Source organism: Blautia parvula (assembly GCF_020215665.1).
In the GTDB taxonomy this organism is placed as follows: Bacteria; Bacillota; Clostridia; order Lachnospirales; family Lachnospiraceae; genus Blautia; species Blautia celeris.
Genome location: NZ_CP084061.1, coordinates 3878968 through 3894724, shown reverse-complemented (window position 1 = coordinate 3894724; position 15757 = coordinate 3878968). Strand labels below are relative to the sequence as shown.

Below are 15757 nucleotides of genomic sequence, written 5' to 3'. Positions count from 1 at the left end.
AAACAATGAAGAAAAAATTAGCAGTGATGGTGGCGGGAATTATGGCATGTATGACGGTAATGACAGGATGCGGAACGGACAAGGCAGGTGATACGGGCGATACAGGAAAGAAAAGTGAAGAGTACTTAGTGGGATTTGCAAACAACAGTGATACGTACAATTATTGTGCAAAATTCAGAACGTATTTAAAAGAGATGGCAGAGGCGAAAGGAATTGATATTACAGTCACAGATGCAGGGGGAGATACAAATGTACAGAACGGACAGATTGATGATTTTATTGTACAGAACGTAAATGTAGTGTCAGCTATCAGCAACGATCTGGACGGATCTATACCGGCGCTTGAGGCGGCGAAAAGCGCAGGACTTCCTTACATTTCATTTTTGACTACGGTATCGGGCGGGGATGATTATGACGGATATATTTATGTTGGTTCTCCGAACTATGATGCGGGAAAAGCACAGGGTGAATATCTTCGGGAGGCATTTCCGGAAGGAGCATCTATCTTATACTTCACAGGAGCACCGAACGACCAGCAGTATATTGACCGTAAACAGGGTCTGGCAGATGCGTTGAAAGACAGTAATATTACAATTTTAGGTGAATATAACGTGGAAAATGCAAAAGATCTCGGGATGAGTACGGCGGATGACTGTCTGTTGTCATATGACAGTTTTGACGCAATCGTATGCCAGAATGACGATGCGGCACTGGGAGTTGTTGAGGCATTGAAATCGGCGGGAAAACTGGACAGCATTCAGGTGCTCGGTGTGGACGGAAGTGATGACGCACTGGAATCTATTAAAAACGGAGAAATGACGATGACTTCTCTGCAGGATGCAAAAGCACAGGCAGAAGCAGGCGTTCAGATTTTCGAGGACCTGAAAAATGGGAAAGACCCGGCAGATATCGAGGATGTCAGCATTCCGTTTAAAATCGTCACAGCAGAAAATGTGGACGAGTATCTGAAATGATCCGATAAAGCAGTCCATTCAGAAAGACAGCACAAGAAAGAAGGTAAAAGGAGATGGCGAATTACAAAGACAGCAGCCTTCCGGTGGAGGAAAGGCTTAAGGACCTGATGCAGAGAATGACATTTGAGGAGAAAATCGATCAGATTACATGTCTTGTGACAATCACGGAGGAGATTCCTGATTTTAAGGAATATGTACCAAACGGTATTGGGAATGTTGGCGCATTCACTGTGGCAGACAGTGTAGAAGAAATTGTGAAGTACGCGGACAAATTACAGAGATATCTGGTAAATGAGACAAGGCTCGGAATTCCGGCACTGATTCATTGTGAAGCGTGTGCAGGGGCACAGTATACGGAGGCCGATGTATTTCCTAGTGCAATCGCTCAGGCGTCTACGTTTGACCCGGCGATTGTGGAGCAGATGGCGGACATCATACGCCGCCAGATGTTGTATGTGGGATTTCGGCAGGCACTCTCTCCTGTGATGGACGTGGACAGGGATCCGAGGTGGGGAAGAATGACAGAGACATACGGAGAAGATGCAGCTCTTGTATCGGCGATGTCGAGCGCCTTTGTCAGAGGGATTCAGTCAGAGGATATGAAAAAAGGTATTTTGGCAACAGCGAAACATTTTGCGGGACATGGAGTCACAGAGGGTGGAATCAATATGGGACGCAATCTTGTTTCGGAGAGAGATCTTCTGGAAATTCACTGCAAACCTTTCCAGTGTGCAATAACGGAAGCCAATTTGAAGAGTGTTATGAATTCATATTGTTCCATCAATGGGGAACCGGTTGTGGGATCGAAAAAGATGCTCACAGAAATACTGAGAAATGCGCTTGGTTTCCGTGGATTTGTTGTCTCCGACTATCTCTCCCTGGACCGTCTGGTAGACCCATTTTCAGTAGCCGCCACATTTGAAGAGGCCGGAATTCAGGCAATTGAGGCCGGGCTGGATGTAGAGTACCCGAGACCGAAAGGGTTCCATTACCGCATGAAAGAAGCGGTAAATGACGGCCGGCTGAGCATATCTGTGATCGATCAGGCGGTGGAGAGAGTTCTGAGACTGAAATTTGAAATGGGTATTTTTGAAAACCCTTATCCGGACTTAAGAAAACTAAAAAAGACATTACATTTAGAAGAAACAGAGCGGCTGAATGAGAAGATAGCGGAGGAGAGTTTTATTTTATTGAAAAATGAGAACAATGTTCTTCCACTGTCAAAACAGATAAATAAACTTGCGGTAGTTGGTCCTCATGCGGACAACATCCGAAGTTTGTTCGGGACATTTTCTTATCCTGCAGTAATCGATATGACGATGTCGAGAGAGGAAGACGGGCAGGACTTTGAGGAACCGGGAGTCATTATCTATGATATTGATCAGGAATATATAGGACAGGTTCGTGATACCTCACCCAGGGTAAATAAGCAGATACAGAAAGATTTTCCGAAAGCAAAAACACTTTATCAGAAATTAAAAGAATATCTTCCTAACACAGAGGTGGTGTTTGCAAAGGGGATAAACTGTGCGGGAACTGAACTTGGCGGAATGGAAGAGGCAGTGCGTGCTGCGGCCGATGCCGATGTAGTCTTGCTGACGCTCGGAGGTAAAAACGGCTGGGGAAGCACTTCTACGGTTGGGGAGGGCGTGGATGCTACAGACATTGATCTGCCGGGGGCACAGGAAGAATTTGCAAGAAAAATTTACGGATTACATAAGAAAACAGTCGTACTTCATTATGACGGACGTCCCCTGTCAAACGAGTTTACCGCGTCACATTTCAATGCTATCGTGGAAGTATGGCAGCCGGGAGAAATGGGAAGCAGCGCTCTGTGCAGATTGCTCTTCGGTGAGGTGAATCCGTCCGGGCGTCTTCCCGTCACTGTGGCAAGAAATGCAGGACAGCTTCCGATTTACTATGGCCTTCCGAGAGGAAGCGGCTATGTTGCAGCTGGGCATACCGGAATGATTCGGAATAAAAACGGATATATCAATGATACGGCAGAGCCTCTCTATTATTTCGGACATGGGTTGAGCTATACTTCTTTTGAGTATTCTGATATGAAGATCGAGGAAAAGGTCGTTAGTGCGTCGTCTGTCATCAAGGTGGAAGCACTGATTAAAAATACAGGTGACTTTGACGGAACAGAAGTTGTCCAGATGTATTTTACAGATGCCGTATCGCAGATGGTGCGTCCGACAATGGAACTGGCCGGATTCGCGAGAGTGGAATTGAAAAAGGGAGAAGAAAAGAAAGTGCGGTTTGAGATGAAGGTGTCTCAGTTTGCCTTCCTGGACCGTGACATGCAATGGTTCGTGGAAAAGGGGAATTATATCATTTCGCTTGGAGCGTCCTGCAGGGATATCCGTCTTCAGGAGCAGCTGCAAGTATCTGACAGTGCAGTAATCGACGGTAGAACGAGAGGATTTTATGCAAAGGCGGAAGTAGTACAGAACATTAGCAGGAGGAGTAAGCCATGAAATTTACAGAGGGATTCTGGGAAAAGAGCGAGGCCGCTCACGCATGTTACGCGGTACAGGCGTACGAAGTGGAAGAAATAGAAAACGGCATGAGGGTGACTGCTCCGTTCCGGACCATCTGCAATCGCGCGTGCGCATTGGACGTCGGAACGCTGACGTTTGAGTTTACCTCAGCAGATGAGGATATTATTTCGGTAAGATGTTTTCATTTTGAAGGATACGAAAAGAGAGAACCCCGGTTTATGCTGAATAGGGAAAAATGTATCGTAAATGTAGACATCAGCGAGGATGAGGCGGTGATGTCAGCAGGGAATGTGAGTGTACATGTGGGGCTCAAAGAGTTCTATATCAGCTATAAAAGAAGCGGGAAAGATATGACATCATGTGGGTTTAAAAATGTGGGATACATGAGACATGACAGAAAAAATTCAACCAAGTATCCGGAGACGAATTATCTTGCTGAGGACTACAATCCTTACATTGTCTCAGAGTTTTCGCTGGCAGCAGGAGAATGTGTCTATGGTCTTGGTGAAAGGTTTACCGCATTTGTAAAAAACGGTCAGACTGTAGACTGCTGGAACGAGGATGGGGGAACCTCTTCGCAGATTAGTTACAAAAATATTCCGTTTTATATAACGAATAAAAATTACGGAATCTATGTGGATCACAGCACAGACGTGTCCTTTGAGGTTGCGAGCGAAAAGGTAGAAGCAGTCGGCGTCTCCGTAAAAGGAGAGGAGATGCGTTATTATGTGATTGGCGGAAGCTCTATGAAAAAAGTACTTGAGCACTATACGAGTCTGACGGGCAAACCGGCACTTCCTCCGGCATGGTCGTTCGGACTCTGGCTGAGTTCTTCCTTCACGACGGATTATGATGAGAAAACGGTTAACTCATTTATCGAGGGGATGAAAGCGCGGGATCTTCCGTTTGACGTATTCCATTTCGACTGCTTTTGGATGAGGGGCCTGCACTGGTGCGATTTTAAATGGAATGAGAAAACATTTCCGGATGTAAGGGGAATGCTAAAGCGGTATAAAGACAAAGGGTTGAAAATATGCGTATGGATTAATCCCTATGTAGCACAGGGAACGGTATTCTTCAGGGAAGGGTTGAAAAAAGGGTATTTTCTAATGCGCGCAGATGGTTTGGGCGTAAAGCAGGTGGATAACTGGCAGCCTGGAATGGCAGTCATTGATTTTACGAACCCTGAGGCTGTGATCTGGTATCAGGAAAAACTGAAAGAACTGCTGGATATGGGAGTCGATTGTTTTAAATCAGATTTCGGTGAAAGAATTCCTGTTGATGTGACTTATGCAAACGGAGCGGATGCATGGGGAATGCATAATTATTATACATTATTGTATAATCAGACGGTATTTGAATTGCTAAAGAGAGAAAAAGGAGAAAAGGAGGCAGTTTTATTCGCCAGAAGTGCGACGGTGGGCGGTCAAAGATTCCCCGTACACTGGGGAGGCGACTGTACAGGCACATATGAATCTATGGCAGAATCATTGAGAGGCGGCCTTTCCTTTATGCTCTCCGGCTTCAGTTACTGGAGCCATGATATCGGTGGATTTGAACGGGCAGCCGATGCCGATGTATACAAAAGATGGCTGCAATTCGGGCTTCTTTCCACTCACAGCAGACTACATGGCTCCAAGAGCTACAGGGTGCCATGGTTGTTCGACGAAGAATCTGTGGAAGTGTGCAGAGAGTTTACGAAACTCAAATTGAAGCTGATGCCATACATCTACAGTATGGCGGTGGAGTCACACAAAACGGGAATTCCTGTGATGCGGCCAATGATCCTGGAATTTGAAAATGACCCTGCAGTGAAATATCTCGATATGCAGTATATGCTTGGAGACCGTCTTCTGGTAGCTCCGATTTTTAATAAAGAGGGGATCGGGGAATATTATCTGCCGAAAGGTGTGTGGACGCACCTTCTGAACGGAGAACGGAAAGAAGGAGGACGCTGGTACCGGGAAATATACGATTATCATTCTCTGCCTTTATTTGTGGCCGAGAATTCGCTTCTCCCGATGGGGAGCAATGAAAAAACAGCCGGGTATTCTTTCACTGAAAATGTGCAGATCGGTATCTATGAATTGCGGGAGGGACAGAAAGCAGAATGCCGGATCCCCGACAAAGAAGGTAATATTGTGCTGAATGTGAGGGGATATGCGGATAAAGATAAGATATATCTGTCTAGTTGTGGGAGAAATGAAAGGATAACATATGTACTTAACAATGTTCCTGAAATCCGGAGCATAAGCGGAGGAACGGTGCAGTACGATAAGGAGAGGAGAAGCGCTGTTGTTGCAGCGGAAGGGGAGCAGGTGATTCTGGGGAAATAAAAAACAGGAATACAAATGTTATTTTCTTGTTTTCATTTGTTGATCTGCCCATTAAAATCTGTATGCAAAAGAAGTCTGAGCCTCCGTGTATCTCTGTCATTTTTATGACTGCTAAATATGTAAATTGGATAAAATAATGGTGGAACATATAAGCGGAGATCCAATTACGGTCAACGGAGGTAATGGCTATGAGAAAGAGAGAATTATCCAAAATGGATATAGAACGTTTTCGTGAAAACTTGATTCAAGAAGAAAAGAGCTCAGCAACAGTGGAAAAGTATTTCCGTGATGCACATGCTTTTTATCTTTTCTTGGAGGGTCAGTCTATCACAAAAGAAAAGGTATTGGAATATAAGCAGGGGCTTGTTGAAAAGGGGTATGCTGTACGCAGCATTAATTCCATGCTGGCATCTATCAATAACCTACTTGGTTTTTTGAAATGCACCGAGTGCCGCGTGAAAACTTTGAAAACACAGCGCCGGATTTATTCTGCGGAGGACCGGGAGCTGACCAAGGCGGAATATTATAGGTTGGTAGAGGCCGCACGGAACAACCCCCGGCTCTGCTTGCTGCTACAAACGATTTGTAGTAGCGGCATCCGGGTATCCGAACTTCAGTATTTTACCGTGGAAGCAGTACAGCAGGGGGAGGTTGTGATTTCCTGCAAAGGAAAGACACGAACCATTCTTGTCCCGGGAAGCTTAAGAAAGAAGCTGTTTGACTTTACAAATAAATACGGCATACAAAGCGGCGTAATTTTCCGTACCAAAAGCGGAAAGCCCATGAATCGAAGTAATATATGGGCTGAAATGAAAAAGCTATGTCAGATGGCGAACGTAAAAGCCAGTAAAGTTTTCCCTCATAATTTACGCAAGCTTTTTGCAAGGACTTTTTATGGAATTGAAAAGGATATTGCTAAGCTAGCGGACATCCTTGGTCACAGTAATATCGAAACTACCCGAATCTATATCATGACCACAGGAATGGAACACCGACGTAAAATTGAGCGGCTGGGGCTTGTAGTTTAGCGGAAAAGTCAAAAAAAACACCACATAATTTACATTATGTAGTGAACTTGCTGTCCGTATTAGAAATACATATATGATATAACTCGCATTATATCACCTAAACCTATAAAAATCAAGCGATTTTCGCTGACAAAATGTTCCCAATAACATAATAAATAGCAGTAGTTCTTATAAAGGCAGCACAAGTACGCTCTCCATGCTAATTTAGAAAAAATAGCCGAGAGCGTGCTTTCGTGCGCCTTTTTTTAGTATGATGCCTGTTCGCCGTTTTTCTTTTGCAAAGATTTCAGCTGTAGTTCACTACATAATGTAAATTATGTACCTCGCCTGTATGGAATGCAGGCAGGAAACCAAACTGTATATGAAGATTTCAAATGCAAGCCCATCGAAAGATGGAATCCGCAAAGCTAAGGGCCTTAATGTAAATCATATGGCAGCCGGTGAAAGAGAGTACATTTTCCCTGCCAGACCTGACGGGGCTTTGTTTTGTTCAATTATAATGAGGTGAGATGAGTGCAACAGGACATCATAAAATTTTGTTGTGAGGCAACTGGACAGGATGGGGAAACCGTGTCCTCTGTTGCAAATGCCCTTCTCAGCTATCTCTGCAATGAGTTTGAGAAAGGCCATAGCGTCGATTTTGGCCAGGATTTCGGCGTCTTTTTAGTTAAGAGGCGAGAACAGATTTTGCCGCCGGGGTCTCCGCGGACGCCAAAGGCGCCGAAGTATGTGGTCATCTTTAAGGCGGGATCCAATCTAAAGAGAAGACTGAAAAAAGGTGTTCAGGATGGGACGCTTTTATAGATGGGAGATTTGTGTATGAAAAGAACTAAAATCATGCAGCAAATAAGCTGTTTACTGCTGATTCTTCTGCTTACACTTGGAATAGCGTCAACGGCCTTCGCGGCGGACGGCTGTGAAACTACCGTGCGGCTTAGTGAGGCAGATATCAGCGGGAACATCCCCTTTAGTATTACAAATATGTTTCCGGGAGATTCTGTATCAAAAGATTTTATTATTGAGGTATCTCACAAAAGGGCAATCACCCTTTATTATCATGCAGATATCCGCCCCGGCTTTGAAGTCCTGGCGGAAGTATTAAACATAAAAATTGAACTGCCTGATAAAGGCGAGACACTATATAATGGTCTAATGCGGGATATGCCAAACTCTGTTCAATATGGGATGGAATCCAGTGAACAAAGCCTTATTTATCGTATCACGGTGTATCTGGATACCAGTGTTGGAAATATTAACGAGATAGACACGGACGGCAGACGGTATATGTACCAGGAGCTGACAGCGGATTTTCGCTGGTGGTATTTGGAGGAACCCGGTTCGGCAGTGATTAAACTGGCTGCGGAAAAAGTGCTGGATGGTCAATACCCTCGCGGCAGTGCATTTACTTTCTTGCTTCAGGATGATTCGGGTAATACAGTTCAAACTGTGAAAAATACCGATGGGCTTATTGAGTTTAGTGTCCTACATTTTAAAAATTCGGGGACCTATATCTATTACATATCAGAGCAGGCGTTTACTGATTCCAAAATCAGCTATGATCCGGTTCGCTATAAGGTGGAAATTACCGTAATGCAGGAGGGCAGCTTTTACCAGACAACCGTTTCCTATGAACAGGATGGCAAGGCGTATGCCACCCTTCCTCGTTTTGTAAATACCACGAAAGGCTCGCCGGGTGAACCTGATGAACCGATTGATCCAGATAAGCCGTATAAACCGGATAATCCTAAGACAGGTGACGAATCCAATATTGAACTGTATATTGAATTGTGCGCAGTCTCTATGGCAGGTCTGCTCCTCCTGTTATTTTTCAAACGGAAAAAGGAGGATGCTGGGTGTGAATAAGAAAAAGAAACTGTCTATCAGCGTGGCGACAATGGTGCTATTGTGTCTCTGCCTGTGTATTACCAGTTTTGCTCTGGCTTACGCCGTGTTAAAGGTGGATGACAACTGTTTCCAAACCGGAGGCATAGGAATCGATTTCAATCATGGCGAACCTGTCATCACGGCCGATGAATTTCTTTTCGAGCCGGGTATGACAGTGGAGAAGTCCTTTTATATCCAGAACAACGGAACATGGGCTGTGTATTATAAGCTGTACTTCAATCAAGTCGAAGGAAATCTGGGCCATGTATTGCATGTGACGATTTTAAATGAAGATGGCGAGGTGCTGCTTTCCGGCAAACCGGCGGATTTAACGAAGGGGAATACTCCTGCGATTAAGAGTGTATTGAAGGTTGATCAGCGGCAGAATTTGAAGATTCGTTTTCATTTTCCAGAAACGGCCGGTAATTCTATGCAGAGCGGATCCTTGACCTTTGAACTGTCCGCAATAGCTGTGCAGACCAAGAATAACAAAGGAATGGAGTTTGAATAATATCATGAATACTAAACTGAAACAAAGAACAGATAAGGGGGCTTCTGTAAGCAAAAGAAACATAAGGCCCGGTGTAAGGATTTTACATATCATAAAAAATACTTTTATCTTGCTTTTGGTCATTGCGGCTGTGTCAATGATGGTTTTCACCATTGTATCTGTAACTACTTTTGATCGAAATGACAGAGACCTCTTTGGTTATAAGGCGTTTATTGTGCGTTCGGATTCCATGAGTGCGACGGATTTTGAAGCCGGCGATCTCATTCTTGTAAAGGACGTGGATCCTGCCACATTACAGGTGGGAGACATCATAGCATACCAGTCAACAGCAACCGATAGCTTTGGAGAAACAGTTACCCATAAAATTCGATCAATAACTACAGATTCAAAGGGAGCTCCAGCCTTTATCACCTATGGTACAACTACCGATACCGATGATGAAATTCCTGTCACTTACGAGTATGTTCAAGGCAAGTATTCATATAGACTGGCAGGCATCGGAAACTTCTTCCTATTTCTAAAAACAATACCAGGCTATATCTTCTGTATTCTGATTCCCTTTCTTTTGTTGATTGCAGTGCAGGGGATCAACACAGTATATCTATATCGACAGTATAAACGACAGCAGCAGGAGGAGATGCAGAAAGAACGGGACAGCATTGCTGCCGAGCGTGCGGAAGCGCAGCGCATGATACAGGAGCTTGAGCAAATGCGGGCGGAAATGGGGCTCACCAAGGAAGCTGAACATTAGGGGAGTATGCCGATGAGGGATCTTAGGTACATAAAAGAATCATTAATCATGAGCTGCATTTCCATGCTGCTTTGTATCAGCTTGCTTGCGGGTACGACATGGGCGTGGTTTCGGGACAATGCAACGACACCTATAGGAAATATTGAAGCCGGAACCTTTTGCGTTGATTTGGTGGATGCCGATGGGGGTTCCATCCGAAACATTCCACTTTCGTTCCAACAAGCCGGAGACGCGGGCAAGCAGGTTCTTTGGGAACCAGGAGCCACCTATTACACTAAGCCATTCCGGGTATCTAACACAGGAACATTGGCCTTTAAATATCGTCTCTTCCTCGTTTTTGAAAATCAGAATAAGTCGGATTTGGAGAGCATCTATTTTCGACTTGTGAAAGCAGACGAGATTAATTACAGAACTGCGAACCCTGTTATTTTTGAAACGAATCCTATTCTCAAAGGTGAAACCGAGAGTGATTTATATGTGCTGGTGGGGTCCATGCGTGCAGATGCCGATAATTCATTGCAGGGAAAGGAGGTGGGAGGTATTGGTATTAAAGTGGCGGTGGCACAGGCTAGTCATGAATCAGATATCACCGGCCCTGATTACGACCTGAATGCAGAATATTTGGCAGATGCAAAAACTCCGGCAGAGTTGGCAGCCATATTGGGAGTATGTATACCAAATATTGAATTTAGCGGCAGCTTTGCGGCAGAAGCATCTGGATCAGAGCCTGTTCTCACGATAGATTATGACGCTGTTATTGACCTGAAAGGCTTTGAATTCACTGTAAATGGCACAGGCAGCACAAACGGTATTTTACTCAGCAGCGGAAGCAGCACGATTCGGAACGGTTCGATTTCCGCAAATAACATCAGTGATTCTGCCATAAAAGTCAGAAGTAGTGAGCTGGTACTGGAGCATATGGCAATCAATGGTGAGCAGGCGCTGCAATGTTTAAGTGGCAGTAAGGTTACACTGAGTAATTGCACTATAACAGGTACAATTTGCGTTGCAAAGGATGCGGAACTGACCATAAAGGAATCAGCTTACAGTGCGGATAAACTTATTGTGGAAGAAGGCGCAGTCATAAATCAATAGAGCAATAGAGCTTTACAGCTTTGATATTTGCCATTACATAGATAGAGCGGGTCACCTACGGTTCAGAGGGCAAACTGATTGCCGTCGGACCGTAGCGTGCTCATAAATATAAAGGGAGGTCATATAATGGAAAACAAAAATCAAAAACGAGCATTATCTTTTAGTATGCTGTCCATCGTATTGTGCGTAGCTATGCTCATCGGTACCACTTTCGCATGGTTCACCGACAACGCAAGTACTGGAGTAAACTTAATTCAGGCCGGTACACTGGATGTCGAGCTGCAGAAGTCTGAGGACAACGGAAAAACCTGGACGACGGTTGAAGAAAATGAGAGCCTTGCTTTCCAAAAAGCGGCTGAAGGCGAAGAGATCCTTTGGGAGCCGGGTGTTACATACAATCTGCCGCTGCTCCGCGTTGTGAACAAGGGTAACCTGGCATTAAAGTACAAAATCCAAATCAGCGGCCTTGACGGAAACGCAGAGTTGCTGAATGCAATTGACTTTACACTGAAAAACGGTGAAGAGATGGTAGATCTCACGACTTATGAAGGCCATATTGCAGGCATGCAGGAGTCAGGTTCTCCCACGGTGGATAAGGAACTGTCTTCCCTCACAATCAGCGGTCATATGCGGGAAAGTGCTGGTAACGAGTATCAGGGGCTGGCGCTAAATGGTATTTATATTACTGTTGCAGCTACGCAGGATACTGTTGAACATGACAGCAATGACAATAATTATGACCAAAATGCAGATTATGAGAATATAGTCTTTGTTAGCAAGCCGAGTGAATTGGAAGAGGCTATAAACACTGCACAGTCGGGTGATATTATTTCGCTTACACAAGACGTAGATATGAGTGAAGAGACGTTTGAACTTTCCAAAGCAGTAACCTTGGATCTCGGTGGAAAAACGCTTACAGGAACAGTAAATGTTACCGGAAGCGATATGGCTATGATTAGAAACGGCACAATCGTATCGAACAAATCGGAATCAGCTAATTCTGCAGTGTGTGTTAAAACCAATGCTTTTGCAACATTGGAAAGTGTCAATATCGAAGCAAACAGTGATAGCAAGGCTTATGCAGTGGCGGTGTATGGTAATTGTTTTATAAAGAATTCCACGGTTAAGTCTAATACATATGGCTTTGCATGCTATTGGAGCAGTAAAGTAACGGTTGAGAATACAAATGTTACGGCAGGGGGACATGCCATATCCACAGCTGCAGCCTTTTCTAACCCGGATATGATGATAACAATCAAGGGAGGAACATATGCCTCGAGTGGGAGCGAGTGGGATAGTTGTGCTGTTTACTGGGCTGGTCACGGCACTCTGAAGGTGGAAGACGGTACTTTTACCGGAGGGAGTAATGGAGCTGGTATCTATCAGAAAAATGGAACAGTTCATATTTCTGGTGGTTCTTTCTCAGCTAAGGATGGTGCAAAACTTGGCGCTGAATCAAAAGATAGTACTGAAATTTCATTTAATGTAACTGGCGGTACTTTTACAGGTACAAGAGCAGGACTTTATTATAAAACAACGGCGAATGGCAGTAATTGTAAGCAATTCGATATTACAATCACTGGTGGCACCTTTGCAGGAGAAGGAGAGTATAAAAATGCTCCGAAAGTGGAATTAGATCAGTCTGTAATTAAACCTGGTGTTAAGATTACGGGAAGTAATCTTTCCGAACAATAAGGCGGGGGAAGAAATAATGGAGAACAAAAATCAAAAACGAGCATTATCTTTTAGTATGCTGTCCATCGTATTGTGCGTAGCTATGCTCATCGGTACCACTTTCGCATGGTTCACCGACAATGCCAGTACAGGAGTAAACTTAATTCAGGCCGGTACTTTGGATATCGAGCTGCAGAAGTCTGAGGACAACGGAGAAACTTGGACGGCGGTTGGAAAAAATGAGAGCCTTGCTTTCCAAAAAGCGGCTGAAGGCGAAGAGGTCCTTTGGGAGCCGGGTGTTACATACAATCTGCCGCTGCTCCGCGTTGTGAACAAGGGTAACCTGGCATTAAAGTACAAAATCCAAATCAGCGGCCTTGACGGAAACGCAGAGTTGCTGAATGCAATTGACTTTACACTGAAAAACGGTGAAGAGATGGTAGACCTCACGACTTATGAAGGCCATATTGCAGGCATGCAGGAGTCAGGTTCTCCCACGGTGGATAAGGAACTGTCTTCCCTCACAATCAGCGGTCATATGCGGGAAAGTGCTGGTAACGAGTATCAGGGGCTGACGCTAAATGGTATTTATATTACTGTTGCAGCTACGCAGGATACTGTTGAAAGCGATAGCTTCAATAATGCATATGATGAAAACGCCAAATACGGTACGCCTGTTTCTTCCCAGGAAGAACTTTTGGCAGCACTTGCAAAAGGGGAAGATGTTATCCTGACTCAATCCATCGTGTTGCCGGAATCCATTAAGGTTGCAGGGAATGTGACCATTTATGGTAGTGAGAACGGATCACTGTCGATTGAAAATGGTGACAACAAGCGTGTCATTGACATAAATAATCAGAATGAACCTGTCACCATGACACTTTCTGGCGTAAATGTTGTAGGTCCTACAAGCGGAACCTATACACGGGGCATCTCAGTTTATGCGAATAGCGATGTTACCATTGTCGTAGATAATTGCTCAGTGTCTGCAAACTACTATGCCCTGAATATTGCCAGCGAGAATCAGAAGGTGAACGCTGTCATCAAAAATACTACGTTGACCGGTTGGTGTGCGGCACAAACTCATTCCCCCAATACCAAGGTGACTTTTGAAAACTGCAAGCTAATCGGCAACAATGACAAGACCTACAATGCGGAAGGTTGGAATAACTTTGCTACCATAGTTGTGAATGAGCTTGCCGGTGGGTCTGAATGGACTTTCAATAACTGCATTATCGAGGCCAATGAAACCACAGGGAATAAGCAATATCTATTCTCCCTGCGCTCAGCCTGCACCATTAATATGAACGGCTGTATCTTGAAGGTGAATGGTAATGAGGTAACAGCAGATGACGCACCAATTTCGGTTTACAACGTGACCGGAATCACCATCAATATTGATGGTGAAACAATATTTAGTAAGTAAATCCTATCGTTGGCCTTCCGCCCTCGTATGGAGAATGTTGCGAACAAGCGTCATCAAAATTCAAGGAGATTATTTAGAATGATGAAAAGTAGAAATCCAAAACGTACATTGCTGATGAGCGTGATGTCCTTGCTTCTGTGTGTAGCCATGCTCATTGGCGCTACCTTCGCATGGTTTACAGACAATGCGAGTACCAATGTAAACTCCATTGAAGCCGGTACGTTAAATGTAGAACTGGTAAATAAAGAAGGAGACTCTCTTGTTGGGAAAACATTGGACTTTGTGAAAGCCGAAGGCAGTGAGGAGGAAACTATTCTTTGGGAACCGGGAGTTACATACAATCTGCCAGAGGTCTATGTAAAGAACAACGGAAACCTTGCGCTCAAGTACAAGCTGGCCGTGTCTGGGATTGATGGTGATGCCAAGCTTCTGGAGGCTATTGACTGGAAGATTACCGTGGGCGGAGAAGAAACTGATCTGACAGATTTTGAAGGGCATCTTTCCGCAGCCGGGCAGAGCACAGAAGCCATTGTGCTTTCTGGTCATATGAAAGAAAGTGCCGGCAATGAGTATCAGGGCCTGACCGTCAGTGGTATTGCTATTACTGTTATGGCTACTCAGTACGCGGAAGAACACGACAGCAAAGACAATCAGTATGACGCAGAGGCTAAATATACAACTCTGGTTGGTTCACAGACAGAATTTAGGGATGTTCTGACTCAGGCACAGGCAGGTGACACTCTGGAAATCACGGCTTCAGAAATGTCTCTCACTGAGATCATTCCTGAAGGCGTTATGATTACCGGTAGAGGTACCGGTGTGACAAAACTAATTGTAGATGGCGATGACACAACACTTTCTGCTGCGGGGGATGGGTACAAAGTTACAAATAAAAATGTTACCATCAGCAATATGACCATCAGCGGACAGAACATCACAGCGTCTGGCTTCAACAGTGTCATCAATATCGAAGCAGATGGCGCGGAGATTAGAAATGCAGTAATCACTGGAGGCAGTTCCGGCATAAATAATTCGTCTATCCTCGTAGAAAAATTAGCGGCCGGTGAGACTTTCAAGATATCCAACTCTACAATTAGCGGCGCTTACCGCGGTATCTACTCCCAAAGCAAGGGCGGCGATATCTATGTGAATAATTGCGATATCGATGCAGTCTATACCTTCAATGCCGGCAGTGGAGATTTAGGCCTGTATGTTAAGGATTCCAAGCTGCTCGGCTGGACGTCTTACGGCGAGATGGCCAATGGCGCTTACTTTGATAACACGGAGTTTGGCAAGGGAACGGCCGGTTATGATTTTCTGCGTCCCTACTGTGACACGACGCTGACCAATTGCACTTTTGATGGTGATTTCCGAATGGGCGCAGGTGCAACCGGATTTACCATTACCATTAACAACTGCTATTTCAATGGCACTAAGCTTACGGCATCCAATATAACCAGCATGTTAGACGACACCGAACCGGATACCGAAAACCTCAAGGGCTGTACGATTATTATTGATGGTGTAACAGCGAAACTGTAAAGCATCTCAGGTTTCTCTCCCTTTAGGGA

Annotated in this window: 12 protein-coding genes; all 12 read left to right on the top strand. The window is 44.7% G+C overall.

Features of this window, described 5'->3' with window-relative positions; all coding sequences use genetic code 11:
• Positions 1-5 precede the first annotated feature (5 nt).
• The 12 genes from LC508_RS18015 (at position 6) to LC508_RS17960 (ending at position 15728) form a co-directional block, all read left to right on the top strand.
• Complete coding sequence (locus LC508_RS18015) at positions 6-974, top strand: sugar ABC transporter substrate-binding protein (RefSeq protein ID WP_103731672.1); 969 nt, start codon at positions 6-8, stop codon at positions 972-974.
• 53 nt (positions 975-1027) lie between these two features.
• A complete protein-coding gene (locus LC508_RS18010; protein ID WP_103731671.1) occupies positions 1028-3457 on the top strand; it encodes a beta-glucosidase family protein in 2430 nt (809 codons plus the stop codon).
• Positions 3454-5817, top strand: a complete 2364-nt coding sequence (yicI, locus tag LC508_RS18005; RefSeq protein ID WP_103731670.1) for an alpha-xylosidase — start codon at positions 3454-3456, stop codon at positions 5815-5817. The genes LC508_RS18010 and yicI overlap by 4 nt, the downstream gene beginning before the upstream one ends.
• A 188-nt stretch (positions 5818-6005) precedes the next feature.
• Positions 6006-6845, top strand: a complete 840-nt coding sequence (locus LC508_RS18000) for a tyrosine-type recombinase/integrase (protein ID WP_033140115.1) — start codon at positions 6006-6008, stop codon at positions 6843-6845.
• A gap of 513 nt (positions 6846-7358) precedes the next feature.
• A complete protein-coding gene (locus LC508_RS28755; RefSeq protein WP_033140114.1) occupies positions 7359-7649 on the top strand; it encodes an HU family DNA-binding protein in 291 nt (96 codons plus the stop codon).
• Positions 7650-7664: 15 nt separating this feature from the next.
• Positions 7665-8708 (top strand): Spy0128 family protein, encoded by a 1044-nt coding sequence (locus tag LC508_RS17990; protein WP_158587322.1) that lies wholly within the window; start codon positions 7665-7667, stop codon positions 8706-8708.
• A complete protein-coding gene (locus LC508_RS17985; protein ID WP_146051681.1) occupies positions 8701-9240 on the top strand; it encodes a TasA family protein in 540 nt (179 codons plus the stop codon). The genes LC508_RS17990 and LC508_RS17985 overlap by 8 nt, the downstream gene beginning before the upstream one ends.
• Positions 9241-9244: 4 nt before the next feature.
• On the top strand, positions 9245-9991 hold the full coding sequence (locus tag LC508_RS17980) for a signal peptidase I (protein ID WP_033140111.1): 747 nt from the start codon (positions 9245-9247) through the stop codon (positions 9989-9991).
• Between the two features lie 12 nt (positions 9992-10003).
• Entirely contained in the window at positions 10004-11086 is a 1083-nt protein-coding gene (locus LC508_RS17975) for a hypothetical protein (protein WP_033140110.1), read from the top strand.
• A 126-nt stretch (positions 11087-11212) separates the two neighbouring features.
• The gene (locus tag LC508_RS17970) at positions 11213-12781 is read left to right on the top strand and encodes a TasA family protein (protein WP_118594084.1); all 1569 of its coding nucleotides are present in this window, start codon (positions 11213-11215) and stop codon (positions 12779-12781) included.
• Between the two features lie 16 nt (positions 12782-12797).
• Positions 12798-14186 (top strand): TasA family protein, encoded by a 1389-nt coding sequence (locus LC508_RS17965; protein WP_054351703.1) that lies wholly within the window; start codon positions 12798-12800, stop codon positions 14184-14186.
• Positions 14187-14264: 78 nt separating this feature from the next.
• Positions 14265-15728 carry a TasA family protein gene (locus LC508_RS17960; protein ID WP_054351704.1) on the top strand — a complete coding sequence of 488 codons (1464 nt, stop codon included), beginning with the start codon at positions 14265-14267 and terminating at the stop codon, positions 15726-15728.
• Positions 15729-15757: the final 29 nt, after the last annotated feature.